Source organism: Mycobacterium sp. 134, assembly GCF_048282715.1.
Classification (GTDB): domain Bacteria; phylum Actinomycetota; class Actinomycetes; order Mycobacteriales; family Mycobacteriaceae; genus Mycobacterium; species Mycobacterium septicum.
Map to the genome: position 1 here is coordinate 4392125 of NZ_JBLVUN010000008.1, position 25881 is coordinate 4418005.

Sequence of the window (25881 nt, forward strand, 5' to 3'; positions counted from 1 at the left end):
ATGCCCTGCGGCTAGCTCTCTTCGGGCTCCGCGGCGTCCGGCCCCGCTTGCGGGCCTTCGGCGAGCAGCGTGCGGAAGCCGTCCTCGTCGAGGATCGGGACACCGAGTTCCACGGCCTTGTCGTACTTGGATCCGGGCGCGTCACCGGCCACCACATAGGCGGTCTTCTTGGAGACCGAGCTGGCGGCCTTGCCGCCGCGGCTGATGATGGCCTCCTTGGCCTCATCGCGGGAGAACCCGGGCAGGGACCCGGTCACCACGATCGACAGACCCTCCAGCGTGCGCTCGATGCTCGCGTCGCGCTCGTCGGCCATCCGGACCCCGGCGGCGCGCCACTTGTCCACGATCGCGCGGTGCCAATCGACGCTGAACCAGTCGATCACGGCGGCGGCGATCGTCGAGCCGACCCCTTCCACCGCGGCGAGCTGCTCCTCGCTCGCCGCGACGATGGCGTCCAGGCTGGCGAATTCGGTGGCCAGCGCCCGCGCCGCGGTGGGCCCCACGTGGCGGATCGACAACGCCACCAGCACCCGCCACAGCGGCTGGGCCTTGGCCTTGTCCAGATTGGCCAGCAGGCGCTTGCCGTTGGCCGACAGCTCGCCGGCCTTCGTCGTGAACAGCTCGGTGCGCAGCAACTGGTCGGCGGTCAGGGTGAACAGATCGCCCTCGTCGGCGATCACCCCGGCCTGCAGCAGCGCGGTCGCCGCCTCATAGCCGAGCCCCTCGATGTCGAACGCGCCGCGCCCTGCGACATGAAACACCCTCTCCCGCAACTGCGCCGGGCAACTGCGGGTATTCGGGCAGCGGATGTCGGCGTCGCCCTCCTTGGCAGGCGCCAGCACGGTGCCGCATTCGGGGCAGTTGGTCGGCATGACGAACGCATGCTCGGACCCGTCGCGCAGGTCGACCACCGGGCCGAGGACCTCGGGGATGACGTCGCCGGCCTTGCGGATCACCACGGTGTCGCCGATCAGCACCCCCTTGCGCTGAACTTCGGTCGCGTTGTGCAGCGTGGCCAGGCCGACGGTCGAACCGGCCACCTTGACCGGCTCCATATAGGCGAACGGGGTGACCCGGCCGGTCCGCCCCACGCTCACCCGGATGTCGAGCAGCTTCGTGGTGGCCTCTTCCGGCGGGTATTTGTAGGCCACCGCCCATCGAGGTGCGCGCGAGGTGGCGCCGAGCCGGCGCTGCAGCGCCACCTCGTCGACCTTGACGACCAGACCGTCGATCTCGTGGTCGACGTCATGGCGGTGCTCACCCCAGTAGGCGATCCGCTCGGCGACCGCGGCGACACCGGACACCCTGGCGGTGTGCTCGGAGACCGGCAGACCCCACGCACCCAGCGCCCGATAGGCGTCATGCAGGGATTTGAACGGAAACCCTCCAGCGCTTTCTATATCTATATGCCCGAGCCCATGGCAGATCATCCGTAACCGGCGCCGCGCGGTGACCGCCGGATTCTTCTGACGCAGCGAGCCCGCCGCACTGTTGCGCGGGTTGGCGAAAGGGGGCTTGCCCTCGGCGACCAACCCGGCGTTGAGCTCCTCGAAGTCGGCGACCCGGAAGAACACCTCGCCGCGCACCTCCAGCACGGCTGGCACCGGAAACTCGTCGGAGGCCGTCAATTTCTCCGGGATGTCGGTGATGGTGCGGGCGTTGAGGGTGACGTCCTCACCGCTGCGCCCGTCACCGCGGGTAGCAGCCCGCACCAGCCTGCCGTCGCGGTACACGAGCGCCAGCGCGACGCCGTCGATCTTCAGCTCGCACAAATAGTGCGCGGCGTCGCCGGTCTCCCCGCTGATCCGGGCCGCCCAGGCCGAGAGCTCATCGGAATCGAACACGTTGTCCAGGGACAACATCCGTTCCAGATGCTCGGCGGGCGCGAACTCGGTGGCAAAACCGGCCCCGCCGACCAGCTGGGTCGGGGAATCCGGGGTGAGTAACTCCGGGTGATCGGCCTCCAGGGCCTGCAGTTCGCGCAGCAGGGCGTCGAATTGAGCGTCCGAGACGATGGGCGCGTCTTTGACGTAGTACCGGAACTGGTGTTCACGTACCTCGTCGGCAAGCTCCTGCCAGCGCCGCCGCACGTCGGCATCGGCCTGTTCGGGCAGTGCGGCGCCGGCGTCCACGGTTGGCTTCTCGCTCACCCTGGCAGGCTAGCGGAGCCCTCCGACAGCTCAAGGCAGCGGCAAGCGCCGAAACCTGACGACGTCGTGCCAGCGGTTCCCGGTGGCATCGCAGAACTCGAAACCGTCGGCTTCCACCAGCTCACGCAGATCGTCTACGCTGAGGCGGTCCGGGTCCGGGAATCCTTCCCGAAACACCAGTAGCGCACCGGGTTTGAGAATCCGATGCAAGGAGCGGATGCAGCCCCGCTTATCCGATATCTCGCCGAATGCCGAAGCCAGGAACGCCACGTCGAAACTGTCGTCATAGAACGGCAGCTCTTCCTCGGCATCGCCGGTGTGGAAACTGACGTTGTAGCACTCGGCACGGTCGAGTGCGCTGCGCGATTTGTCCAGCATCTCCAGCTGAATGTCGAGCAGGTCCAGTCGCCCCCGGTGCAGGTTGCGGGCGATCGCGACGCTGAAGTATCCAGGGCCCGGACCGATTTCGAGTACCCGCTCGAATCCGGTCAGGTCCAGCCGCTTGACGGCCCGCTCGTCATCTCCGCTGAGTCGGCGCAACGGATTGTTGAGGAAATAGGCGGCCTGATGGGGATAGGGATAACCACCCGTCCGGCGGGTTTGCCGGGTGAGGGAATCCAACCAAGTCGTGGGCATGTCAACCTTCCTGCGATTAAGCAAGGTAAGGCTAGCCTAATTATCAACGGACGGGGCGGTCCCCTACCGCTAACCTGTCGACATGCCGCACCCGATCATGTTCAGCGATGACGACCTGGGCCTGGCCGAACTCCGCACGGTAGCCCTTGGATTCCCCGAGGCCTTCGAGAAGGTCTCGTGGGGCCGGCCGGTGTTCTGCGCGCCGAAGATGTTCGCCATGTACGGCGGCAACGTCAAACCCGAGGTTCGGGGCGAGATGGTGCCGTATCCCCACTCGCTGCTGATCAAGGTCGACGAGAGCGACCGCCGGGCACTCGAACAGGACAGCCGCTTCTTCTTTCCGGCCTACATGGGCCCTTTCGGCTGGCTCGGTCTGGACTTCACTGCGGCGAAGGTAGATTGGGCCGAGGTCCGCGAACTCATCGACGCCTCGTTCCGGTTGGTCGCCTCGCGCCGACTCATCAAACAACTCGACGAGAACTGATCGGAAGCCCCATGAGTTTCGCCAGTCCCTTCCCCGACGTCGCCCTGCCGGCCGTCAGCGTCTACGACTATCTCTTCGCCGACATGTCGGCGGCCGACGCCGGCCGGACCGCCCTGGTGGACGCCAAGTCCGGTACCGAGACCAGCTACGGCGACCTGGTGAGCCGGATCGACGCGTTCGCCGGCGGGCTGGCGGCCCGCGGGATCGGAGTCGGCGACGTCGTCGCACTGCTGTCCCCCAACAGTTCGGGTTTCGCGATCGCGTTCCACGGGATCCTGCGCGCGGGCGCCACCGCCACCACCGTCAACGCACTGTTCACCGCGCGTGACATCACCAAGCAGCTCAAGGATTCGAAGGCGCGCCTGATGGTCACGGTGAGCGCGCTGCTGCCGCAGGCCCTCGAGGGCGCACTGGCGGCGGGCCTCACCGAGGACCAGGTGGTGGTGCTCGACGGCGACGGCCTCGGCGCCGAGGGCCCGGCTCCCGACGTGAGCTTCGATCCGGCCACGCACCTGGCCGCGCTCCCCTACAGCTCGGGCACCACGGCCAACCCCAAGGGCGTCATGCTCACCCACGCCAACCTGACGGCGAACGTGGCCCAGATCCGCCCGCTGCAGGGCCTGACCTCCGATGACCGGCTGTTGGCCGTGCTGCCGTTCTTCCACATCTACGGCATGACGGTGCTGCTCAACGCCGCCCTGCACGCCCGCGCACAACTGGTCATCATGCCGTCCTTCGACCTCGCTGAATTCCTGGAGAACATCGCGACGCACCGGTGCACGTTCGTCTACATCGCCCCGCCGGTGGCCGTCGCCCTGGCCAAGCACCCGCTGGTGGAGTCCTATGACCTGTCCTCACTGCGGGCCGTCTTGTCCGGCGCCGCCTCGCTCGATGCCGATCTGGGCCGGGCCGTGGCAGATCGATTGAGCTGCACGGTGTCTCAGGGCTACGGCATGAGCGAGCTCAGCCCGGTCAGCCACATCACCCCGCACGACGGCGGACTGGCGTCGGTCGGCACGGTCGCACCGCTGGACTCGTGCGGCTGGACCGTCCCCAACAGCGTGAGCAAGCTGGTCGACCCCGACACCGGCAAGGAAATCGACATCCCGGCCGAGGGTTTGAGCGAAACCGGCGAGCTGTGGTTCAAGGGGCCCAACGTGATGGCCGGCTACCTGAACAACGAAACGGCCACGCGGGAGACCATCGACGCAGACGGGTTCCTGCACACCGGAGATCTGGCCCAGGTCGATTCCTACGGATGCGTCTACGTCGTCGACCGGCTGAAGGAACTCATCAAGTACAAGGGCTACCAGGTCCCGCCGGCCGAACTGGAGGCTGTGCTGCTGGGCCATCCCAGCATCGCCGATGCCGCGGTGATCGGGGTGCAGGACAAGGAATCCGGCGAGGAAGTGCCGAAAGCCTTTGTGGTCAAACAGCCTTCGTCCGAGTTGAGCGCCGATGAGGTGATGGCGTTCGTGGCCGGCCTGGTGGCGCCCTACAAGAAGGTGCGCCAGGTCGAGTTCATCGACGCGATCCCCAAGTCGTCAGCAGGCAAGATCCTGCGCCGGGAGCTGCGCGGCAGCTAGTCCTCGACGTAGGCCCGCAGGCGGTCGACGCGACGGTTGCTTTTTTAAATGGCGTCTGGATCTTCGGCGAACGCGTCGGCGGCCTTCTGCGTGAGTTCCACCGCGGTGCGCGCCCATTGCGACGTCGCCCCGGCCAGCCCACAGCACGGCGTGATGCCGATGCGGTCCCGCAACACGGACCGGGCGAACCCGAGTCGATCGGTGAGCGCCACCGCCGCCTTGGCGATTTCTTCGGCCGACGGCCTGCCCTCGGGCGCGATCGCAGGCACCACACCGAGCAGCACGGTACGTCCGGAGTCGACGAACTCCCCGACACCGTCCAGATCCGCCGGCGTCAGGGTCGAGACGTCGACCGAAACAGCGTGAAGAGTGCTGCGCAACAAGGCCTTCCACGGCAGCTCGGGTGCGCAACTGTGCAATGCGACGTCGGACCCGGCCGCTGCGACGCAGGCGTCGATCAGGTTCATCGCCAACGGCTCGTCCACGGCATGTACCGGGGTGAATCTGGTGACCCCCGGCAGCCGGCCCGCCAACGCGGCAGGCAGCGACGGTTCATCCAGCTGGACCACCACCGGGGTCTCCAACCGCCGGGCCACCTCGGCCCGGTGGATCGCCAGCCCCTCGGCCAGGGACGCCGAAAGATCCCGCAGCGCACCGTGGTCGGTGATCGCCCGATGCCCGTTGGGCAGTTCCAGCTGAGCGGCCAGCGTGATCGGACCGGGCGCCTGCACCTTGACGGCGCGCCCACTGCCCCGCAACCCCGCACGCTCCCACGCTTCTTCCAGCGCGTCGATGTCCTCGCCGAGCAGGCTCACGGCGCGCCGCAGCGCGGCGCTGCGGCCACCGGCGATGCGGTAACCGCGCGGCACGGTGTCGATGCCGATGTCGACCAGCAGGGCCCCGGCCCGACCGATCAGGTCGGCGCCGATCCCCCTCGCCGGCAGTTCCACGAGGTGCGAGAGGGTGTGCAGTTCACCGACGACAACTTCAGCGGCAGCCCGCGGCTGGTCGCCCGGCCACGAACCGATACCGGTTGCCGCTGCGAAGACGCTCATCCGTCGATGCTCACGCGCGCGCGATGGTCGCGCTGGCGATGACCTCGTCGCCGTCGGCGTCGGGCCGGTACAGCACCATGGTCTGGCCCGGGGCCACCCCGCGCAGCGGTGCCCGCAGGGAAACCGCCAGCCGGCCGTCGCGCAGCTCGGCCACCGCGTCGGTGATCCCGCCGTGCGCCCGCACCTGAATCTGGCATTCGACCGGCCCGTGCAGCGGAGCCCCGCTGGTGAACACGGGCTTGTCGCCGACCAGTTCCCAGATCTCGAGGTCCTCGGCCGGTCCGACCCGCACCGTGCCCGTCTCGGCGTCGATCGCGGTGACGTAGCGCGGCCGGCCGTCGGCACCCGGCCCCGCGATACCCAGACCCTTTCGCTGTCCGATGGTGAAGCCGTGCACGCCTTGATGTTCGGCGAGCACCGCACCTTCGTTGTCGATCACCGAGCCGCGACGGACCCCGATCCGGGCGCCCAGGAAGGCTTGGGTGTCCCCGGAGGGGATGAAGCAGATGTCATGGCTGTCAGGCTTTTTCGCGACGGCCAGGCCACGCTCGGCGGCTTCGGCCCGGATCTGCGACTTGGGCGTGTCACCGATCGGGAAGAGCGCATGTGACAGCTGTTCGGCGGTCAGCACACCCAGCACATAGGACTGGTCCTTGTCGGCGTCGACCGCGCGGCGCAGCTGGCCATCGGCCAGCCGTGCGTAGTGACCGGTGGCCACCGCGTCGAAACCGAGCGCCAGCGCCCGCGCCGCCAGCGCAGAGAACTTGATCCGCTCATTGCACCGCACACAGGGGTTCGGGGTCTCGCCGCGGGCGTACGACTCGACGAAGTCGTCGATCACGTCGTCCTTGAACCGGTCGGCGAAATCCCAGACGTAGAAGGGGATGTCGAGAATGTCGGCCACCCGGCGGGCATCGCCCGCATCCTCCTTGGAGCAGCACCCCCGGGATCCGGTGCGCAACGTCCCCGGTGCCGACGACAGCGCCATGTGCACTCCGACGACGTCGTGGCCGGCATCGACCATCCGGGCGGCGGCCACCGAGGAATCCACGCCGCCGCTCATCGCGACCAGGACTCTCATGAGAAGGTCCTCCCGGCGCTGGCCAGCGCCGCCTGCCGGGCCCGCTCGACCGCCGCCGGCAGCACCTCCAGCACCGCATCGACGTCGGCGTCGGTGCTGGTGTGCCCCAACGAGAATCGCAGTGAACCCCGCGCGGTGGCGGGGTCGGCGCCCATGGCGATCAGGACGTGCGACGGCTGCGCCACGCCCGCGGTGCACGCCGACCCGGTGGAGCATTCGACGCCCTTGGCGTCGAGCAGCATCAGCAGCGAGTCGCCTTCGCAGCCGCGGAAGGTGAAGTGGGTGTTGGCGGGAAGCCGGCCGGCTCCCTGCGGCCCGTTGAGATAGGTGTCCTCGATCATGGACAACACACCGTCGATCAGCCGGTCCCGCAACGCCTGCACGCGGGCGCTGTGCTCGGCGAGCCCGCCGATGGCCACCTCGGCGGCCGCGGCCATCGCCACCGCACCGGCCACGTCGGGCGTCCCGGAGCGGACGTCGCGCTCCTGACCGCCGCCGTGCAGCAGCGGCACACAGGCGGTGTCACGACGCAGCACCAGGGCACCGATGCCCATCGGGCCGCCGAACTTGTGCGCGGCCACGCTCATCGCCGCCAGCCCGGTGGCGGTGAAGTCGACCGGGATCTGGCCGACGGCCTGGATGGCGTCGCTGTGCATCGGGACCTCGAACTCGGTCGCGACGGCGGCCAGCTCGGCGATCGGCATGATCGTGCCGACCTCGTTGTTGGCCCACATGATGCTGATCAGGGCTACGTCAGCGGGTCCGTCGCCGGCCTCAAGCGCGGCACGCAGCGACTCGGGTGCGACGGCGCCCCCGGCGTCGACCGGCAGCCAGGTCACCTCGGCACCCTCGTGGTCGACCAGCCACTGCACGGCGTCCAGGACGGCGTGATGCTCGACGGCAGTGGTGATGATCCGGCGGCGCGCCGGGTCGGCATCGCGGCGGGCCCAGTAGATGCCCTTGACGGCCAGGTTGTCGCTCTCTGTCCCACCGGCGGTGAAGATCACCTCCGAGGGGCGACAGCCCAGCAGCTGGGCCAGCGTCTCGCGGGCCTCCTCCATCCGGCGGCGCGCCATCCGGCCGGAACCGTGCAGCGACGACGCGTTGCCGACGGTGGCCAGCGCAGCGGTCATCGCCTCGATGGCAGCGGTGTGCATCGGGGTGGTGGCGGCGTGATCGAGATAGACCGGCCCGCCTGAGGAGGAGGTCAGGATGGAGGCCATAACCCTCCTAGGATAGCCGCTGGCAGGCGACCCTCCCTCCAGCCGCCTCAGGCCGCCAGCACGTGCGCGGGAGCTCCAGGCAGCTCCTGGTGGCCGCGCACCACCGCCTCGCAGCGTCCGGCCAGTACCCGTCGGTCGTCTCCCGGCAGCTGTAACGACCCCACATGGACGTGGCACACCGTGCGACGTGCGGTGATGACCCGCCGCACCGACCGGAGCAGGGTGTCCTCCCCGACAAAGGCCGGAATCGTCGACGGCCGGCCGTCGCGGTGGCGGTAGACCAGGCGTAACGGCTGCACTGGCCGGGCCGCGTCGATCGCGGCCTGGAACATCGCCGGCCGGAACGGTCCGTAGGCCAGGCCGCACCAGGTGGTGCCCTCGGGGAAGGCCACCACGGTGTGTCCGGCGCGCAGGCGCTCGGCCACGGTGTGAACCACCGCGGGCAGCCGGCGCAGGCTGCCCCGGTCGATCGGGATCACCTTCATCACCCGGGCCAGCCGGCCCAGCGCGGGCCACTCCACCAGGTCGGCACGGGCCACGAACGAACCGGGCAGCACCGCACCGATCGTGAAGATGTCGAGCCACGACACGTGGCCACTGACCACGAGCACGCCCTGCAGATTGCGAATGGGCCCGCCCGACAAGGTGACCCGGACGCCGAAGCAGCGCAGCATCAACCGGCAGTAGAACCGCTGCACGTGCGAGCGGCCCGGCATCGGCACCGCCAGCAGCACCGCGCAGGGGAACAGGACGACGGCCATCACCACCCGGATGGTGGTGCGGATCCAGACCACAAGCCGACGGCCGGCGTCGGCGCCGCCGGCATATACGCAACTGCCGTCGCACGAGGCCTTGGGCAGCCACGATTGGTCACATGTGGTCATGACGCGCCCCCGGCCGTCCCGTCGGCCATGTCGGCCGCGGCCGACACCGAGCGCAGGCGCTTGAGGTAGCGGACGTCGGCGCGGCGCTTGTCCAGCAGGGCCGGGAAGTCCCCCACCCCGAAGTCGGGGTCGTGGGCCGGTTCCCCGCACACCTGCGCGCCCAGCCGCAGGTAGCCCCGCATCAGCGGCGGCACCGTGGTCCGCGAGGGCGGGTCGATGTCGTCGAGCCCTCTGCCGTCCAGCACCACCGGCCGGTAGGGGTACACGGTGTGTTCGGCAGGAGCGGCGTGGCGACGCCGCACGAAGTCGCGGACCCCGCGGATCTGGGTCCCCGGTGGGCCGTCGGCGTTCCCGGCGACCGGCACCGAAACGCAGCCCGTCACGTAGTCGTACCCGGAACGGTCGAGGTAGGCCAGGATGCCCGCCCACATGAGCAGGACGACGGCACCGTTGCGGTGGTCGGTCCGCACCACCGCACGGCCCATTTCGACCAGGGACGGCCGCAGTGCGTCGAGGCCGCGCACGTCGAACTCGGTTGCGGTGTACAGCCCGCCCGCGGCGATGGCGCCAGGCGGCGGCAGCATCCGGTAGCAACCCACCAACTCGCCGGTGCGGTCCTCACGTACCAGCAGGTGGTCGCAATGCTCGTCGAACCGGTCGGCGTCACGTCCGTCGGCAGCCGCGGTGAGGGCGAATCCGGGTTCGGAGGTGAACACGTCGTGGCGGAGCCGCTGGGCGGCTTCGATGAGCTCGGGATCGGCGGACAACAACAGGGTGTAGCGCGGCGCATCGGGCGCCGCGCTGTCGGTGTGATCAGCGGCGATGAGTACAGATGCAGTGCTCATAACCAGCACGGTCGCCCAGCCGGGTCTCCATACGGCATCGCCCGTGTGACATGTCTGTGAGCGCCAGGTGACTTTTTGGGCTCCCGGTCAGTCCTGCAGGAACACCACGTTCTCGCTGATCGGGTTGCGCGGTGTGTCCAGGTGATTCGCCGCAAATTGGGGGTCGGCATAGCCGACCGACAGCCCACTCAGGATGGTCAGATCGTCGGGAATGTCCAGTTGTTCGCGCAGGACGTCCGGATAGAACGAGATGGACACCTGCACGCAACTGCCGAGACCCCGTTCGTTCAACGCCAACAGCAGGGTCTGCAGGAACATCCCGACCCCCATCGCGTCGACGTTGGTGAAATCCCGGTGCATGCAGACCACCCCGGCGACGGGCGCGTGGAAGAACTCCCAGTTCCGCTTCTGGGCGGCCCAGCGTCCCTCGGCGTCGTCGCGGGCGATCCCCATCGCACCGTAGACCAGGGCACCGCTCTCGCGGCGCAGGTGAGCGAACCGCGGCGGAAGGCCCGCGGAGCCCACCGCCGGCGGCGCCGCCTCGACCGCGGCGAGCAGCGCGTCCACCAATCGGACGCGCCGCTCGCCGGTGGCGAAGAAGACGTGCCAGGGCTGTGTGTTCGAGTTCGACGGCGCCCGCACTGCCAACGCGAGCGCCTCATCCAGGAGCTCACGTGGAACAGGCTTGTCCGGCAGGAACATTCGTGACGAACGACGCGACCGGACGACGTCTCCGAACTCGGCCATCAGCGAACTCGCCGGTCCTTGCGGGCCTCGAGCTCCTCGTCTTCGACGATGACGAGCATGGGTTCGCCTGGCACACACAGCATGTTGACGAGGAACTTCAGCGGTATGTCGTCACGGTTGTTGGCATCCGAGTAGTGGATGACGTCACCGCCGGGTTCCCAGAAGGCCTCCCCCGCCTTGACCACCCGCGGCGCCTCGCCCTCCAGTTCGAACAGCATCTCGCCCTCCAGCACATAGCCGAACGCGGGTCCGGCGGGATGCCGGTGTGGCGGCGCCCCAGGGGATCCCGCGGGCCACTCGATGATGGTCGTCATCACCTCGGCATTCGGCGGAATGAACGGCGGTGTCGCGGTGGCGATCACAGTCATCGCATCGTGGAGGGCTTTTTCCTGCTCCGCTGTGACAGGCATGTCAGTGCGCCCCGGTCCATGCGACCCAACGAGTTTCACCAAGGATCCCGTCGTCGCCGGTCACCAGGCTGTCGTCATCGACGGCGGTGCCGAAATATGTTGCCCGCGGATCGATCACGACCGGCTTGTCGTCACCTTGCTCGGCGAGCACCGCGCGTGCCATGTCGGCGAACGAGATCTTGTCGGGCCCGCCGATGTTGACGATGCCGCCCAGCGGTGCGGCCTGGGCGACCTTGGCCACCTCGGCTGCGACGTCGTCGACGGAGATCAGCTGGATCCGGGCATCGGGGACGCGTACCTCGTCGCCCACCACCAGCGTCGCGGTGATCGCCTCGGCGAATTCCTGGAACTGCGTGGCGCGCACGATCGTGTACGGCAGCCCGGACTCGGTGATGACCTTCTCCTGGGACACCTTGGCCCGCATGTAGCCGCTGTCCGGCAGGCCGTCGGTGCCCACGATCGACAGCGCGACGTAGTGCCCGACACCGGTCTCCTTCGCGGCGGCCGCCAGGTTGCGTGCGGACGTGGTGAAGAAGTCCATCACGGCGCCGTCCTCGAACGAGGGCGAGTTGACCACGTCGACCAACACCTCTGCGCCGTTGAGCGCGTCGACCAGGCCCTCGCCGGTCAGGACGTTGGCACCCGACGACAGGGAAGCGGCCACCACGTCGTGCCCGGCTTCGGTGAGCAACCGCACGACCCGCGAGCCGATCTGGCCACTGGCACCTATGACTGTGATTTTCATTGTGCGAATCCCTTTCTCAACGTGCTGACAGAACCAACACTGGCACCGCATGCCGAGATTCAAACCCTGGAAAGTCCGTAGTCCAGACGGCCGGCCACACCGCCGCCGCACCGCCGCGCCGCCCTGTCACGCGAGAGTGGTTCTCGGGCTCGAAGCGCCACTCCAGCGTGACACCCGGTGCACGGTGTGTGCGCCCGTTTGCCCCACACAGTTGCCCCCAGACAGCACAGAACCCCGGCGCACCGAGGTGCACCGGGGTTCTGCGTTGACGCCTTGGGGGAATTATCCCTTGCGGGCCTTGACGGCCTCGGTCAGCTGCGGGCTGACCTTGAACAGGTCACCGACGATGCCGAGGTCGGCGATCTCGAAGATCGGCGCTTCCTCGTCCTTGTTCACCGCGATGATCGTCTTCGACGTCTGCATGCCGGCGCGGTGCTGGATCGCGCCGGAGATACCGAGGGCGATGTACAGCTGCGGCGACACGGTCTTACCGGTCTGGCCGACCTGGAACTGGCCCGGGTAGTAACCCGAGTCGACCGCGGCGCGGGAGGCACCGACGGCACCGCCCAGCGAGTCGGCCAGCTCCTCGACGACCGAGAAGCTCTCGGCGCTGCCGACACCACGACCACCGGCGACCACGACGCTGGCCTCGGTGAGCTCGGGGCGGTCACCGGCAACGGCGGGCTCGCGCTTGGTGATCTTGGTCGCGTTCTCGGCCTGGGCCGGGACCTCGACGTTGACGACCTCGCCGGCACCGTCGGCCGGGGCGGCCTCGATGGCACCCGGACGGACCGTGATCACCGGGGTGTCACTGGTGACCTGGGCCTCGACGGTGAAGGCGCCACCGAAGATGGAGTGGACGCCCACTGCACCCTCGCGGACCTCGACCACGTCGACCAGCAGGCCCGAGCCGATACGCGCGGCCAGGCGGGCGGCGATTTCCTTGCCGTCAGCTGTGGCGGCGACGATCACGCCGGCGGGGGCGGCCGACTCGGCCAGTCCGGCCAGCACGTCGACGACGGGGGTGACCAGGTAGCTCTCAGCGTCGTCGGACTCGGCGACGTAGATCTTGGCCGCACCGGCGGCCTTGAGGCCGTCGACCAGCGGGGCCGCGGTGCCCGGCTTGCCCACCACAACGGCGGCAGGCTCGCCCAGCACGCGGGCAGCGGTAATGAGCTCGGCGCTGACCTTCTTCAATGCGCCTTCGGAGTGCTCAACGAGCACAAGTACTTCAGCCATGAGTTCTCGTTACGTCTTTCGGAAGTGGGTGGGCTAGATCAGCTTTTGGGCAACCAGGTACTCGGCGATCTTCGTGCCGCCGTCACCTTCGTCGGTCACCTTCTCACCGGCGGTCTTCGGAGGCTTCGGGGTCGAAGACAGCACCTTGGAACCGGCATTGGCAACGCCGACCTCATCGGCTTCCACGCCGATCTCGGCGAGGGTGAGCACGGTGACTTCCTTCTTCTTGGCGGCCATGATGCCCTTGAAGGAGGGGAAGCGGGGCTCGTTGATCTTCTCGTTGACGCTGACCACGGCCGGCAGCGAGGCCTCGAGGCTGAACACGCCCTCGTCGGTCTCACGCTCGGCGGTGACCTTGCCGCCCTCGACGGTCAGCTTCCGCACGTGGGTGAGCTGCGGCAGGCCCAGGTACTCGGCGATCACGGCGGGGACTGCGCCGCCGACACCGTCGGTGGCCTCGTTACCGGCGATGACCAGCTCGGTGCCCTCGATGGTGCCCAGCGCGCGGGCCAGTGCCCACCCGGTCTGGATCACGTCGGAGCCGTGCAGGCCGTCGTCCTTGAGGTGCACGGCCTTGTCGGCACCCATGGACAGCGCCTTGCGGATCGCCTCGGTGGCGCGCTCCGGGCCGGCGGTCAGCACGGTGACAGTGCTGTCGCCGCCCTCACGCTCCTTGATCAACAGCGCCTCTTCCACGGCGCGCTCGTTGATCTCGTCGAGCACGGCGTCGGCAGCCTCGCGGTCGAGGGTGAAATCGCCGTCGGACAGCTTGCGCTCCGACCAAGTGTCTGGGACCTGTTTGATCAGGACCACGATGTTCGTCATGACTCTGGTTCGTCCTCCTCGATGAGACCGGTGACCCGGGCTCATATCACGTTCTAGGCAACTAGCATCATGTTACCGGTCGGTAACTTTTGATGGTTCGCAGGATCACCATAGCTGGTCGGAGTTTGTATTCCGGCCTCCCCTACCACACCCCTGAGGTAGGGGAACCGTTCGCGGATAGTCCACCAGTGCTTCGCCTGGGTTAGCCTGCCTTCCAATGAGCGCAAACGCGGAGGGCCCGGACAGTGTCCTCACCCACGTCGAATCCCGGGCCCTACCCCTGACCGGCGAGCGGACCATCCCCGGCCTGGCCGAGGAGAACTACTGGTTTCGCCGTCATGAGGTGGTGTATCAGCGATTGGCCGGCCGTTGCGTCGATCGTGAGGTCCTGGAGGCCGGCTGCGGTGAAGGCTACGGCGCCGATCTGATCGCCGACGTCGCCCGCCGCGTCGTCGCGCTGGACTACGACGAGGCCACGGTCGCCCACGTGCGGGCCCGCTACCCGAGGGTGGAGATCCAGCACGGCAACCTCGCCGAGCTGCCCCTGGCCGACCAGTCCGTCGACGTGGTGGTGAACTTCCAGGTCATCGAACACCTGTGGGATCAGGGCCAATTCGTCTCCGAATGCTTCCGGGTACTGCGGCCGGGCGGAGTGTTCCTGGTCTCCACCCCCAACCGGATCACCTTCTCCCCCGGTCGCGACACCCCGCTCAACCCGTTCCACACCCGTGAACTCAACGGCGCGGAGCTGACCGAACTGCTGCACGACGCCGGTTTCACCGTCGAGTCGATGCTCGGGGTCTTTCACGGCGCCGGGCTGGCAGAGCTCGACGCCCGGCACGGCGGCTCGATCATCGAAGCGCAGGTGCAGCGCGCCGTGGCCGACGCTCCGTGGCCCGAGCAGCTGCTCGCCGATGTCGCCGCAGTCGGCATCGACGACTTCGATCTCACGTCTGCCGACGAACGCAACATTGATGACAGCCTCGACCTGGTCGCGATCGCGGTGCGGCCGTGACGCATCCCACTCCGGAGCCTGAACCCGAACCGGTACCCCGGCCCAATGTCGCCGGCGATCCGGCTCCGGGGTTGTTCACGCTCGTCCTGCACACCCATCTGCCCTGGCTGGCCCACCACGGACGCTGGCCGGTCGGCGAGGAATGGCTCTACCAGTCCTGGGCAGCGGCCTACCTGCCGTTGATGCGGGTGCTGCGCGGGCTGGCCGCCGAGGACCGCAGCCACCTGATCACTCTCGGCATGACGCCGGTGGTCACCGCGCAGCTCGATGACCCCTACTGCCTGACGGGAATGCACCACTGGCTGGCCAACTGGCAGCTGCGCGCCCAGGAGGCGACGACGCTGCGCGAGGAACCAGCCTTACAGCAGTTCGGGATTCGTGAGTACGCCGAGGCCGGCGCGGCCATCGAGGAATTCACCACCCACTGGCGGCACGGCGCCAGCGGGCTGCTGCGCCAGCTGATCGACGCCGAGACCATCGAACTGCTCGGCGGCCCGCTGTCGCACCCGTTCCAGCCCCTGCTGAACCCCCGACTGCGCGAGTTCGCGCTACGCGAAGGCCTGGCCGATGCCCAGCAGCGGTTCGCGCACACCCCGGTCGGCATCTGGGCACCCGAATGCGCATACGCACCGGGTATGGAGACCGGTTACGCCGCGGCCGGTGTCGGGCATTTCATGGTGGACGGCCCGTCGTTGCACGGCGACACCACCCTCGGCCGGCCGGTCGGTGACTCCGACGTGGTGGCCTTCGGACGCGACCTGCAGGTCAGCTACCGCGTGTGGTCACCCAAGTCCGGTTACCCCGGTCATGCCGCGTACCGGGATTTCCACACCTACGACCACACCACGGGCCTCAAGCCGGCCCGGGTCACCGGCCGCAACGTCCCGTCCGAGGAGAAGGCGCCCTACGATCCGCAGCGCGCCGACCGCGCGATCGACGAGCACGTCGCCGACTTCGTCGAGGTGGTCCGCCGCCGGCTGGTCAGCGAGAGCCGGCGGATCGGCCGCCCGGCGCATGTCGTGGCCGCGTTCGACACCGAGCTGTTCGGGCACTGGTGGTACGAGGGCCCGGAATGGTTGGGCCGGGTGCTGCGTGCACTGCCCGCGGCCGGCGTGCGGGTGGGCACCCTCGCGGATGCCAAAGCCGGCGGATATGTCGGTGCCCCGGTCGAATTGCCGCCCAGCTCATGGGGTTCGGGCAAGAACTGGCAGGTCTGGAACGGCGAGAAGGTGGCCGATCTGGTGCAGCTCAACAGCGAGGTGGTCGACGGCGCACTGAGCACCGTGGACAAGGCGCTCACCCAGCACGCCGCGGTCGGTGCACCGACCCCGCGCGACCGCGTGGCCGATCAGATCCTGCGGGAGACGTTGCTGACTGTCTCGAGCGACTGGCCGTTCATGGTCAGCAAGGATTCGGCCGCCGACTATGCGCGCTACCGCGCGCATCTGCACGCCCACGCCACCCGCGAGATCTCCGACGCACTGGCCTCGGGCCGTCGCGACCACGCCGAACGGCTCGCCGACGGCTGGAACAAAGCCGACGGACTGTTCGGCGCCCTCGACGCCCGGCGTCTGCCAAAATGACCACCAGCGCGAGCGTGCGGTTCTGCCGCTCGACACCCCGGCAATCCCCAGCATTGTGCGCACACTCGCACCGGCACGAAGGCACGCAGTCATGAAGATCCTGATGGTGTCATGGGAGTACCCACCCGTCGTCGTCGGCGGTCTGGGCCGACACGTGCACCACCTGGCCACCGCGCTGGCCGAAGCCGGACACGAGATCGTGGTGCTCAGTCGCAGACCCACCGACACCGATCCCAGCACGCACCCGTCCACCGACGAGGTCAGCGAGGGTGTACGGGTGGTGGCCGCCGCCCAGGATCCGCATGAGTTCGTGTTCGGCACGGACATGATGGCCTGGACCCTGGCGATGGGCCACGCCATGGTGCGCACCGGCCTTGCCGTCAAGGACAATTCGGGTGACCGATGGGTGCCCGACCTGGTCCACGCCCACGACTGGCTGGTGGCCCATCCCGCCATCGCGCTGGCCGAATTCTTCGATGTACCACTGGTTTCCACCATCCACGCCACCGAGGCGGGCCGGCACTCCGGCTGGGTCTCCGGCCCGATCAGCCGCCAGGTGCACGCCGTGGAATCCTGGCTGGTGCGCGAATCAGATTCGCTGATCACGTGTTCGGCGTCGATGAGCGATGAGATCACCGAACTGTTCGGACCCGAACTGTCCGAGATCAGGGTGATTCGCAACGGGATCGACGCCGATCTCTGGCCGTTCGCGCCGCGACGCCCCCGCCAGGGCCCGCCTGAGTTGCTCTACCTCGGCCGCCTGGAATACGAGAAGGGCGTGCACGACGCGATCGCCGCCCTGCCCCGGATCCGGCGCGCACATCCCGGCACCACGCTGACCATCGCCGGCGACGGAACCCAGCAGCAATGGCTCGTCGAGCAGGCCCGGAAGCACAAGGTGCTCAAGGCGACCCGGTTCGTCGGACGGCTCGGGCACGAGGAACTGCTGCAGGCCCTGCAGTCCGCCGACGCCGCGGTGCTGCCCAGCCACTACGAGCCGTTCGGCATCGTGGCGCTGGAGGCCGCGGCCACCGGGACCCCGTTGGTGACCTCGAATGTGGGCGGCCTGGGCGAAGCGGTGATCGACGGCCAGACCGGAATGTCGTTCGCACCACGGGATGTGGTGGGGCTGGCCGCGGCGGTCCGCGCCGTGCTCGACGACCCCGAGGCGGCGCAGCGCCGGGCGATCGCCGCCCGCGAGCGGCTCAGCGCCGACTTCGACTGGCACACCGTGGCCGCCGAGACCAGCCAGGTTTATCTGGCCGCCAAACGTGCCGAACGCGAACCACATCCGCGCCGGCCGATCGTCGAGCACGCCCTGCCTGACCGCTGATTCGACCGGCATCGAATCAATCCGCACCTAGCGTGCGGATATGGCACCACGACGTTCGCCCGTCCTCACGCTGATCGCCGCCTACCTCGGACTGTTCGTCGGGCTGGTCGACGCGAACGCCGTCAACCTGGCCCTACCCGCAATCGGCAGTGATCTCGGCGGCGGGGTGACCGGTGCGCAATGGACCATCGACGCCTACAACGTGACGTTCGCGGCGTTTCTGCTGACCGCAGGATCACTCGGCGACCGGTTCAGCCGGCGCCGGATGCTGCGGATCGGGTTGGCGACCTTCGTCGCGGCGTCCATCGCCTGCGGGCTGGCCCCGTCACTGACGCTGTTGCTGGTGGCACGGGCGGTTCAGGGGCTCGGTGCGGCGATGATGTTGCCGCAGGGTCTGGCCATCGCCGCGGCGGTCTTTCCGGATCCGCGCGGGCGGGCCCGTGCCACCGCGGCGTGGGCGATGGCCGCGGCGAGCAGCACCGCACTCGGGCCCCTGCTGGGTGGTGTCCTGGCCGAAACCACCGGGTGGCGCTGGATCTTCTGGGTCAATGTGCCGATCGGCATCCTGGCGTTGATCATGAGCGTCTCGCATCTGCCCGATTCGCGCGATCCGGACGCGGCGCGTATCGACCTGCCGGGTCAGTGCCTGGCCGTCCTGACGCTCGGCGCCGCCACGCTCGTGCTGGTCGAGGGTCACGACTGGCGTTGGCAACAGACCGTGGCGATCGGCGCGGTGGCCCTGGCCGCGTTCGCAGCATTCCTGGCCGCCCAGCGTCGCAGCCGGCACCCCATGCTGCCGCTGGACCTGTTCGGAAGCCGCCGGCTGGTCGGCGCTCTGCTGGCCACCTTCGCGATGACGTTCGGTGTCTACGGGCTCTTGCTGGTGAACAGCTTTGCCTTCCAACAGCTCCGGGGCTCCAGTGCGTTGACGACAGCCGTGTGGTTCCTGCCGATGGCGATCGTGTACCTGCTGTTGATCCCCGTGGCCACCTCGTGGGCCCGCCGCACCGGTCCGCGCCCGGCGATGGCGGCGGGACTGGTGCTGATGGCGGCCGGCTCGCTGCTGTACGCCGCGGCGGGGCCACTGGGCACGATCGGTTGGCTGGAGCTGTCATTCGTGCTCGCGGGTGCCGGACTGGCCCTCAACACCGGCCCGGCGGTGACGCTGGCGATGGACGCGATCCCGGTGGAGCGGGCGGGTCTGGCCGCGGGGGTGGTGAATCTGGCCCGGCTGCTGGGTATCACTGTCGGGGTCGCGGTGTTGGGTAGTGCCATGACGGTCGTCGGCGGCGCGGCAGGAGTTCGGATCGCACTGCTGATCGGTGCCACCTGCCAACTGATCGGCGCGGTGCTGGCGCTGCGGCTGACGCGGCGCACCCGGGCCCCGGCTGAACGACGCGACCAACCCGTCGGGAAGGAGTCCTGCCATGCGTGAGGCGCAGGAACTGGCCTCGGCGACCGAGGTGGACATCGCGGCGGTGGCCGCACTGCTGGCCGACCCGGCGCGCTGCAAGGTGCTGCTGGCACTCGACGACGGCCGTGCGCTGCCGGCCGGTGTCCTGGCCGAGGAAGCGGGCATCAGCCGCCCGACGGCCAGCAGCCACCTGGCCAAACTGACCGATGCCGGCCTGCTCACCGTCCGCACCCAGGGCCGGCACCGCTACTACCGGCTGGCCGGGCCCGAGGTCGGCGCGCTCATCGAGCAACTCGGCCGGCTGGCGCCCGCTCGGCCCGTCACCTCGCTGCGGGAGGGCACCCGCGCGGCGCGGCTACGCTCCGCCCGCACCTGCTATGACCACATCGCCGGCCGGCTCGGCGTCCAGCTCATGGGCAGCCTGCTCGATCGCGGTGTACTCACCGGCGGGGACGGATGGTTTCATCCCGGCGGCACCGACCGGCTGAGCAGTCCGGGCCATGACGTGCCCTATCAGCTCACCGACGGCGGCCGCGGCCTACTGCATCAGATGGGTATCGAATTACCCACCGGCCCAAGGCCCCTGGTGCGTTACTGCGTCGACTGGACCGAGCAGCGGCACCACCTCGCGGGCGGATTGGGCCGGGCGATTCTGGACCATTTCCTGGCCGCGGACTGGCTGCGCCGCGCCCCGCGCCACCGCGCCCTGACGGTGACCGATTCGGGCCGCGCTGCCCTGAGCGCCCGCTTCGGCATCGACTGGACGGGTTGACGCGCGCGTTCGAGAATCGCCGATCCGCTGTCGACGCGGCACTGACCGAGCAGAATCGAGGCGTGGTCCAGATCCGCAGACATCTACGTACGGCCTGCGCCGCATTCGTCGGCGCGACGCTCACACTCGGCCTGGCCGCACCGGCGACCGCCGAGCCCAATGGCACCGCACCGTCACTGCCCGCGTTCGTGCCCCAGCCCTCGGACTGGTCCCCGAACTACACGGTGTTCCCCTACAACCTGTGGCAGGTGCGCGTCACTCCCGAGCAGATCGACGCCCAGCGCGAGTCCTGTCAGTGGTTCAACGCCCAGTACGGCACGTTGATGACTCAGATCGTGGGCTTCCAGAATTTCCTGGGCGGGCAGCACGACTACTGGACCGCGCCCGGTGTGCAGGCCGCAGGCAACGCCGTCAGAGCCAACGTGGACCAGTCGGCGGCGTTCCTGGATCCCCGCGCTCACACCCTGTACATCACCAATTACCCGGACCAGAGCCAGTATTCACCGCTGTACAACGGTGATTCGATCTATCACCTGTGGTACCAGCTGACCCAGATCAGCGACAAGATCGCCAACCAGCAGCCGGCCGGGGTCATCAACGCCAACATCGCCACCGCGAATGTCTACGGGAACGTGATCCGCGACTCCGGGGTGTGCAACGGGGCCTGAGCGGCACCGTCAGTTGCTGTTGGCCGCCTTCTTGCGTTCGATGTCGGCCAGGGCGGCGGCGAGTTCGGCGCGCTCGGCGGCCGAAGTCTCCCAATCCAGCTTGCGGTTCTTGACCACCCTGGCCGGCGCGCCGACGGCAATCGAGTAATCGGGGATCTCACCCTTGACCACGGCGTGGGCACCCAGCACGCAGCCGCGGCCGATCGAGGTGTTGCGCAGGATGGTGACCTTGGCGGCGATCCAGGTGTCCGGGCCGATGCGCACCGGGCCCTTGATGATGCCCTGGTCCTTGATGGGCATGTCGATGTTGTCCATCTTGTGGTCGAAGTCGCACACGTAGCACCAGTCGGCCATCAGCGCGGAGTCGCCGAGCTCGATGTCGAGGTAGGTGTTGATCACGTTGTCGCGACCCAGCACCACCTTGTCGCCGATGCGCAGCGAGCCCTCGTGGCAGCGGATGGTGTTCTTGTCGCCGATGTGAACCCAGCGACCGATCTCCATCTGCGCCAGCTCCGGCGTGCACTGGATCTCCACACCCTTGCCGAGGAAGACCATGCCGCGGGTGATGATGTGCGGGTTGGCCAGCTTGAACTTCAGCAGCCGCCAGTACCGCACCAGGTACCACGGGGTGTAGGCGCGGTTGTCGATGACCCATTTCAGCGACGCTCTCGTCAGGAAATCGGCCTGGCGAGGATCACGCAGCCGGGAGCCCCGCCAGCGCTTGTGAATCGGGGCGCCCCACATCGTCGTCATGGCCGGACAGCCTACGCGAGGGCATTCGAGGGTATCCCGGTCGCTCCGCCCAGGTACTGCCCCACTCGTCGCGGGTCACTGCGCTCCGGGCCCCACGGCGGAACGGTTACCCTCACGTGGGTCACAAATACGAGCGCCCTGCGTGTTCGGCGACGAAAGGACATCGTGTTCCGGCGATACCTTGCACTGGCTGTCGCGGTGCTGTTCACGGGCCTGCTCGCCGGTTGCGAGAACACCGATTCCTGGGTGGACGCCCACGCCGCACAGGGCTGGTCAGCGCAGTACGGCGATGCCGCCAACAGCAGCTACACCCGATCCCGTGGTCCCGAGGCGCTCCGGCTGGAGTGGAGCCGGTCGGTCAAGGGTGAGCTGGGTGCCCAGGTGGCGTTGAGCGCGGACAACCGCCTGGCGGTCAACGCGCAGACGGCGGGCGGCTGTTCGTTGATGGTGTGGGAGGCCGACAACAACGCCCGGCAGCGCTGGTGCACGCGATTGGTGCTGGGCGGCGGCTGGTCCAGTCCCCTGTTCGACGGATTCGACAACGTCTATGTCGGCCAGCCCGGCACCATCCTGTCCTTCCCGCCGACACAGTGGATCCGCTGGCGCCAGCCGGTGATCGGCATGCCGACCACGCCCAGGCTCCTCGACGACGGCCAACTGCTGGTGGTCACCCATCTGGGACAGGTGCTGGTGTTCGACGCCCACCGGGGCACGGTGGTGGGCACACCGCTGGATCTGGTCTCCGGTGTGGACCCGACCGATTCGCAGCGCGGTCTCGGCGACTGCCAGCCGGCCCGGTCGCGGTGCCCGGTGGCGGCCGCACCCGCGTTCTCCCGTCAGGCCGGCATCGTGGTGCTCAGCGTGTGGCAGCCCGGGGCGGAGGCGCCGGTACTGATCGGATTGCGCTACCACCCCGGTGAGCAGACACTGCTGACGCAGGAATGGACCAGCACCGCCGTCGGCCGCGGGCCGCTGGCCAGTCCGGTGTTGTCCGCCGACGGTTCGACGGTGTACGTCAACGGCCGCGACCAGAAGCTGTGGGCACTCAACTCCGCCGACGGTTCGCCGAAATGGTCGGTGCCACTGAACTATCTGGCCCAGACCCCGCCGTCGGTGTCACCCGACGGGCTGATCGTGGCCGGCGGCGGGCCGGAGGCCAAGCTGACCGCGGTGCGCGATACCGGGGACCAGGGCGAGGTGGCCTGGACCCGTGACGATGTCGTGCCGCTGACCACGTCGAGCCGCGCCGACGGTGTCGGCTACACGGTCGCCCGCGAGGGCGGGCACGGCCAGACGCTGTTGGTGTTCGACACCGCCGACGGGCACACCCTCAATGCCTATCCCGTGCCGGAGGCCACCGGCTGGCCCGTCGGGGTGTCGATCGGTAACGACCATCGGATCGTCACCGCGACCAGTGACGGTCAGGTCTACGGGTTCGCTCCGGCCTGACCGCGCGTCAGGCCAGCAGAGCCGCCACGGCGGACCGCGGGACACTGGCCTGGCTGGCTCCGGCGGCTTCGGGCAGCAGTTCACCCTGCCCGAAGAAGAAGATCACCGAGTCGTCGGTGATCGCGAAGTTCTGATAATGCACGGGGTCCAGGCCGACCGCCGGTGGGATGGCCTGTTCGACCCCGGACTGTTTCTGCAATTCGCGCTGCACGACCGGGAAAATCACGTCCAGCGGCCGGGAGCCCGGCTTGAACAGATTGTCGAAGGTGATCGGTGCCCGGGTCGCCACGTTGTAGTTGAACGTCTTGTACCAGGTCTGCGGGTGAGCGCCGCCGACGTTCTGATACACCTCGAACACCAGGCTCTGGGTGTGCGCCGGCGTCCCGGAGCTGTAGGCGGTGCCCTTGGCGTCCAGGACGTAGGGCTGATCGCGCGAGCCAGGCATGTCCGAGACATTGACGAAGCCGTCGCGGGTCTGGATCAGGTAGGCAGCGACTGCCTGTTGATCCGGATAGGCGACGGGGAACGTGTAATCCAGTGTGTAGGTGGCATTGGCGGTGTGCACCTGACAGATCTGGTCACCGTCGACGTTGCCGCCCAGGTCGGCGCAGGCCGACTGCGCGGCCGCCACGGGCACGCCGAGCCAGCCGAGCAGCGCACCGGCCGCCAGCAGCGCTGTCACAGGGGGAATTCGCATCGTCAGTCGTCCTCGCAGGCGATCAACTCACACCGGTGGATCCACCGGCGTGTTTGGGACCAGATTACTTGGCGGTCATCGCGACGGGCGACAAATGAATGCCGTTGCCCGGCTGGCCGCCCCGGAACCGAGCCTGGCGATCACCACAGCCAGGTGCTCGGTGCCGCGCAGCCGCATCCGGGCCCGCAGCGCGTCGGGATCCACGTCCAGGCCACGAACCAGGATCTCCAGTGCTCCCACCGATCGGGCCGCCAGCGCGGCCCGCAGTCGCCGCTCCTGGAAATGCAGCTGTTCGAGGACCTCGAAACCGCGCACCCCGGCGGGCAACTCGTCACCGGACAGATAGGCGATGTCGGGGTCGAGCTGCCACAGTCCGTACCGCGCCGCGTAGTGGCGCACCAGTCCGGCACGCACCACCGCACCGTCGGGGTCGACGATCCAGCGCCCGGCCGGGGCGACGGGGCAGTCGTCGGGTTCGGCGTCGCTGATCTCCTCCCCTGTTTCGAGCATGCTGGCCCGTCGGCGGACACCGGGTTCGGTCAGCCCGGGTGACCACAGGCAGGCTTCGCGCACGCTGCCGCCGACCGAGGTCACCTCGATCTCCCCGCCGAACCCCATCTCGGTGAGAGCGTCGAAATCGATTCCCGGAGCGCACTTCACCACGAGGTCCCGGCCGCGGTAGACGTCCAGGACGGCGTCGAGCGCCGGGGTGTAGGCCCGCGGATCGAAGCGGCGCCGTCCACCGGAGCGGCGAGCCGGATCGATGATGACCACGGTGTCGCGGGTGACCGGTGCCAGCGCGTCTGCGCGGCACAGTGGGACAGCCGGGCCGCCGTCCTCCAGATTGTGGGCAGCCATCGCCAGCCGTACCGGATCGAGATCGCTGCCGACCAGCTGTGCGGCACAATCACGCAGTGCCACAAGCTCACTGCCGATAGAGCAGGTGGCATCGTGGACCCGCGCCCCGGTCAGCCTGCGCGCCCGGTGGGCGGCCACCGGCGCGGCCGTGGCCTGTTGCAGCGCCTCGTCGGTGAACAGCCACTGCCCCGGGTCGTCGAACTTGGCCGCGGCCCGGCGCCTCAGCTGTACGGTTTCCACCAGGATTCCGGCACGGTCACCGAATTGTGTTCGGACAGCGGCGATGTCGCTGACCAGGCTGGCCCCGGTGAGACGGCGTCCGGCCACCTCACCCAGGGCCTGCGCTCCCGCCTCCGAGCGCAGGTACGCGACAGCTCCTGCGTCAAACAGCGTCGGGACCTAATCTCCTGACGGCTTAACCCCGGTGACCATCACGTTGTAGAACCAGCCCTTGGGCACCACGCGGCGCCAGACGTTGGAGTCGACCCAGCTCAGCGTGGTCCAGCTGTTGAACGCGAACTTGGCCCAGCCCCAGCCCAGGCGACCCGGCGGCACCGCGGCCTCGAAGGTGCGCACCGGCCAGCCGAGCATCGCCGCCGTGAATTCCTCGCTGGCGGTACGCACTTCGACCGCACCGGCGTTGGTGGCCATCCGCTCCAGATCGGCCGGATCGAAGGTGTGCAGGTCGACGACGGCTTCCAGCGCCGCGGCACGGGAGGACTCGTCGAGTTCGGCCTGCGGCCGGCGCCAGTTGCTCAGCCAGGGCAGCTTGGTCAGGTTGGTGGTGGCGTGCCAGGTCAGCGTGGACAGCTCGCGAGCGTACTTGTTGCCGACCGTGGTGGGCTCGCCGGCGAAGACGAAACGGCCGCCGGGCTTGAGCACCCGGACCACCTCACGCAGCGAGAGCTCGACGTCAGGGATGTGGTGCAGCACGGCGTGCCCGACCACCAGGTCGAAGGTGTTGTCCTCATACGGGATGCCCTCGGCGTCGGCAACCCGTCCGTCGATGTCCAGGCCGAGTGACTGACCGTTGCGGGTGGCGACCTTGACCATGCCCGGGGACAGGTCGGTGACCGAACCGCGCCGCGCCACACCGGACTGGACCAGGTTGAGCAGGAAGAATCCGGTGCCGCAGCCGAGCTCGAGGGCCCGGTCGTACGGCAGCTCACGCTGCTCGGATTCGGGGACGATGGCGTCGAACCTTCCCCGGGCGTAGTCGATACACCGCTGGTCGTAGGAGATCGACCACTTCTCGTCGTAGGTTTCGGCTTCCCAGTCGTGGTACAGCACCTGCGCGAGCTTGCTGTCATGCATCGCGGCTTCGACCTGCTCGGCCGTGGCGTGCGGGTTAGGAGTCGGCATGCCGGCGATATCGGCGTCGGTACCGGAATCCTTGATGTCAGTCATGCAGGGCAGCCTAACGGCCCGG

General features: G+C 68.6%; 25 protein-coding genes. 9 read left to right on the forward strand and 16 right to left on the reverse strand.

What is annotated here, in order from left to right; translation table 11 throughout:
• Positions 1 to 11 precede the first annotated feature (11 nt).
• Both ligA and ACNQVK_RS25675 read right to left on the reverse strand, forming a co-directional pair.
• Positions 12 to 2114: an NAD-dependent DNA ligase LigA gene (ligA, locus tag ACNQVK_RS25670; protein WP_418034332.1), complete on the reverse strand. Its 2103-nt coding sequence runs from the start codon at positions 2112 to 2114 to the stop codon at positions 12 to 14.
• A gap of 66 nt (positions 2115 to 2180) precedes the next feature.
• Positions 2181 to 2771, reverse strand: a complete 591-nt coding sequence (locus ACNQVK_RS25675; RefSeq protein ID WP_418034334.1) for a class I SAM-dependent methyltransferase — start codon at positions 2769 to 2771, stop codon at positions 2181 to 2183.
• A gap of 97 nt (positions 2772 to 2868) precedes the next feature.
• Between ACNQVK_RS25675 and ACNQVK_RS25680 the strand changes: the two genes are divergently transcribed.
• Positions 2869 to 3270: an MmcQ/YjbR family DNA-binding protein gene (locus tag ACNQVK_RS25680; RefSeq protein WP_211153778.1), complete on the forward strand. Its 402-nt coding sequence runs from the start codon at positions 2869 to 2871 to the stop codon at positions 3268 to 3270.
• Between the two features lie 11 nt (positions 3271 to 3281).
• Positions 3282 to 4856 (forward strand): 4-coumarate--CoA ligase family protein, encoded by a 1575-nt coding sequence (locus ACNQVK_RS25685; protein ID WP_418031769.1) that lies wholly within the window; start codon positions 3282 to 3284, stop codon positions 4854 to 4856.
• Positions 4857 to 4900: 44 nt separating this feature from the next.
• Here the strand turns inward: ACNQVK_RS25685 and ACNQVK_RS25690 are convergent, their stop codons facing one another.
• The 10 genes from ACNQVK_RS25690 to ACNQVK_RS25735 all read right to left on the reverse strand — a co-directional run bounded on the left by ACNQVK_RS25690 (position 4901) and on the right by ACNQVK_RS25735 (position 13910).
• The gene (locus ACNQVK_RS25690; RefSeq protein ID WP_418031770.1) at positions 4901 to 5911 is read right to left on the reverse strand and encodes a methionine synthase; all 1011 of its coding nucleotides are present in this window, start codon (positions 5909 to 5911) and stop codon (positions 4901 to 4903) included.
• 10 nt (positions 5912 to 5921) lie between these two features.
• A complete protein-coding gene (gene mnmA / locus ACNQVK_RS25695) occupies positions 5922 to 6992 on the reverse strand; it encodes a tRNA 2-thiouridine(34) synthase MnmA (protein WP_418031771.1) in 1071 nt (356 codons plus the stop codon).
• Positions 6989 to 8215 carry a cysteine desulfurase family protein gene (locus ACNQVK_RS25700; protein WP_418031772.1) on the reverse strand — a complete coding sequence of 409 codons (1227 nt, stop codon included), beginning with the start codon at positions 8213 to 8215 and terminating at the stop codon, positions 6989 to 6991. Before ACNQVK_RS25700 ends, mnmA begins: the two co-directional genes overlap by 4 nt.
• A 47-nt stretch (positions 8216 to 8262) precedes the next feature.
• Positions 8263 to 9099: a lysophospholipid acyltransferase family protein gene (locus tag ACNQVK_RS25705; protein WP_418031773.1), complete on the reverse strand. Its 837-nt coding sequence runs from the start codon at positions 9097 to 9099 to the stop codon at positions 8263 to 8265.
• Positions 9096 to 9944 (reverse strand): GNAT family N-acetyltransferase, encoded by an 849-nt coding sequence (locus ACNQVK_RS25710; protein WP_418031774.1) that lies wholly within the window; start codon positions 9942 to 9944, stop codon positions 9096 to 9098. The genes ACNQVK_RS25705 and ACNQVK_RS25710 overlap by 4 nt, the downstream gene beginning before the upstream one ends.
• 87 nt (positions 9945 to 10031) lie before the next feature.
• A complete protein-coding gene (locus ACNQVK_RS25715) occupies positions 10032 to 10691 on the reverse strand; it encodes a nitroreductase (RefSeq protein WP_418031775.1) in 660 nt (219 codons plus the stop codon).
• A complete protein-coding gene (locus ACNQVK_RS25720) occupies positions 10691 to 11101 on the reverse strand; it encodes a cupin domain-containing protein (RefSeq protein WP_044517420.1) in 411 nt (136 codons plus the stop codon). Before ACNQVK_RS25720 ends, ACNQVK_RS25715 begins: the two co-directional genes overlap by 1 nt.
• A gap of 1 nt (position 11102) precedes the next feature.
• A complete protein-coding gene (locus tag ACNQVK_RS25725; protein WP_418031776.1) occupies positions 11103 to 11846 on the reverse strand; it encodes an SDR family oxidoreductase in 744 nt (247 codons plus the stop codon).
• A gap of 282 nt (positions 11847 to 12128) precedes the next feature.
• Positions 12129 to 13085 carry an electron transfer flavoprotein subunit alpha/FixB family protein gene (locus ACNQVK_RS25730; RefSeq protein WP_044517417.1) on the reverse strand — a complete coding sequence of 319 codons (957 nt, stop codon included), beginning with the start codon at positions 13083 to 13085 and terminating at the stop codon, positions 12129 to 12131.
• A 33-nt stretch (positions 13086 to 13118) separates the two neighbouring features.
• The gene (locus ACNQVK_RS25735) at positions 13119 to 13910 is read right to left on the reverse strand and encodes an electron transfer flavoprotein subunit beta/FixA family protein (protein WP_044517415.1); all 792 of its coding nucleotides are present in this window, start codon (positions 13908 to 13910) and stop codon (positions 13119 to 13121) included.
• Between the two features lie 217 nt (positions 13911 to 14127).
• Between ACNQVK_RS25735 and ACNQVK_RS25740 the strand changes: the two genes are divergently transcribed.
• The 6 genes from ACNQVK_RS25740 (at position 14128) to ACNQVK_RS25765 (ending at position 20695) form a co-directional block, all read left to right on the forward strand.
• Complete coding sequence (locus ACNQVK_RS25740; protein WP_418031777.1) at positions 14128 to 14925, forward strand: class I SAM-dependent methyltransferase; 798 nt, start codon at positions 14128 to 14130, stop codon at positions 14923 to 14925.
• Between the two features lie 71 nt (positions 14926 to 14996).
• Positions 14997 to 16508: a 1,4-alpha-glucan branching protein domain-containing protein gene (locus ACNQVK_RS25745; RefSeq protein ID WP_418034335.1), complete on the forward strand. Its 1512-nt coding sequence runs from the start codon at positions 14997 to 14999 to the stop codon at positions 16506 to 16508.
• 91 nt (positions 16509 to 16599) lie between these two features.
• A complete protein-coding gene (locus tag ACNQVK_RS25750) occupies positions 16600 to 17841 on the forward strand; it encodes a glycosyltransferase family 4 protein (protein WP_044517409.1) in 1242 nt (413 codons plus the stop codon).
• Positions 17842 to 17881: 40 nt separating this feature from the next.
• Positions 17882 to 19276 carry an MFS transporter gene (locus tag ACNQVK_RS25755; protein ID WP_418031778.1) on the forward strand — a complete coding sequence of 465 codons (1395 nt, stop codon included), beginning with the start codon at positions 17882 to 17884 and terminating at the stop codon, positions 19274 to 19276.
• On the forward strand, positions 19269 to 20027 hold the full coding sequence (locus tag ACNQVK_RS25760) for an ArsR/SmtB family transcription factor (protein WP_418031779.1): 759 nt from the start codon (positions 19269 to 19271) through the stop codon (positions 20025 to 20027). The genes ACNQVK_RS25755 and ACNQVK_RS25760 overlap by 8 nt, the downstream gene beginning before the upstream one ends.
• A 71-nt stretch (positions 20028 to 20098) precedes the next feature.
• The gene (locus tag ACNQVK_RS25765) at positions 20099 to 20695 is read left to right on the forward strand and encodes a hypothetical protein (protein WP_418034336.1); all 597 of its coding nucleotides are present in this window, start codon (positions 20099 to 20101) and stop codon (positions 20693 to 20695) included.
• 9 nt (positions 20696 to 20704) lie between these two features.
• On the opposite strand, the gene ACNQVK_RS25770 is transcribed toward ACNQVK_RS25765, so the two are convergent.
• Positions 20705 to 21448 carry an acyltransferase gene (locus ACNQVK_RS25770; RefSeq protein WP_044517403.1) on the reverse strand — a complete coding sequence of 248 codons (744 nt, stop codon included), beginning with the start codon at positions 21446 to 21448 and terminating at the stop codon, positions 20705 to 20707.
• Between the two features lie 165 nt (positions 21449 to 21613).
• Here ACNQVK_RS25770 and ACNQVK_RS25775 point away from each other — a divergent pair, with 165 nt between their 5' ends.
• Positions 21614 to 22897, forward strand: coding sequence for a PQQ-binding-like beta-propeller repeat protein (locus ACNQVK_RS25775; RefSeq protein ID WP_418031780.1), 1284 nt, complete (start codon positions 21614 to 21616; stop codon positions 22895 to 22897).
• 7 nt (positions 22898 to 22904) lie between these two features.
• Here the strand turns inward: ACNQVK_RS25775 and ACNQVK_RS25780 are convergent, their stop codons facing one another.
• From ACNQVK_RS25780 to ACNQVK_RS25790, 3 genes are all read right to left on the reverse strand, one after another.
• A complete protein-coding gene (locus ACNQVK_RS25780) occupies positions 22905 to 23594 on the reverse strand; it encodes an esterase (RefSeq protein ID WP_418031781.1) in 690 nt (229 codons plus the stop codon).
• A gap of 75 nt (positions 23595 to 23669) precedes the next feature.
• Positions 23670 to 24842: a THUMP-like domain-containing protein gene (locus tag ACNQVK_RS25785; RefSeq protein ID WP_418034338.1), complete on the reverse strand. Its 1173-nt coding sequence runs from the start codon at positions 24840 to 24842 to the stop codon at positions 23670 to 23672.
• 9 nt (positions 24843 to 24851) lie between these two features.
• Complete coding sequence (locus ACNQVK_RS25790) at positions 24852 to 25814, reverse strand: class I SAM-dependent methyltransferase (RefSeq protein ID WP_418034340.1); 963 nt, start codon at positions 25812 to 25814, stop codon at positions 24852 to 24854.
• Between the last annotated feature and the right edge of the window lie 67 nt (positions 25815 to 25881).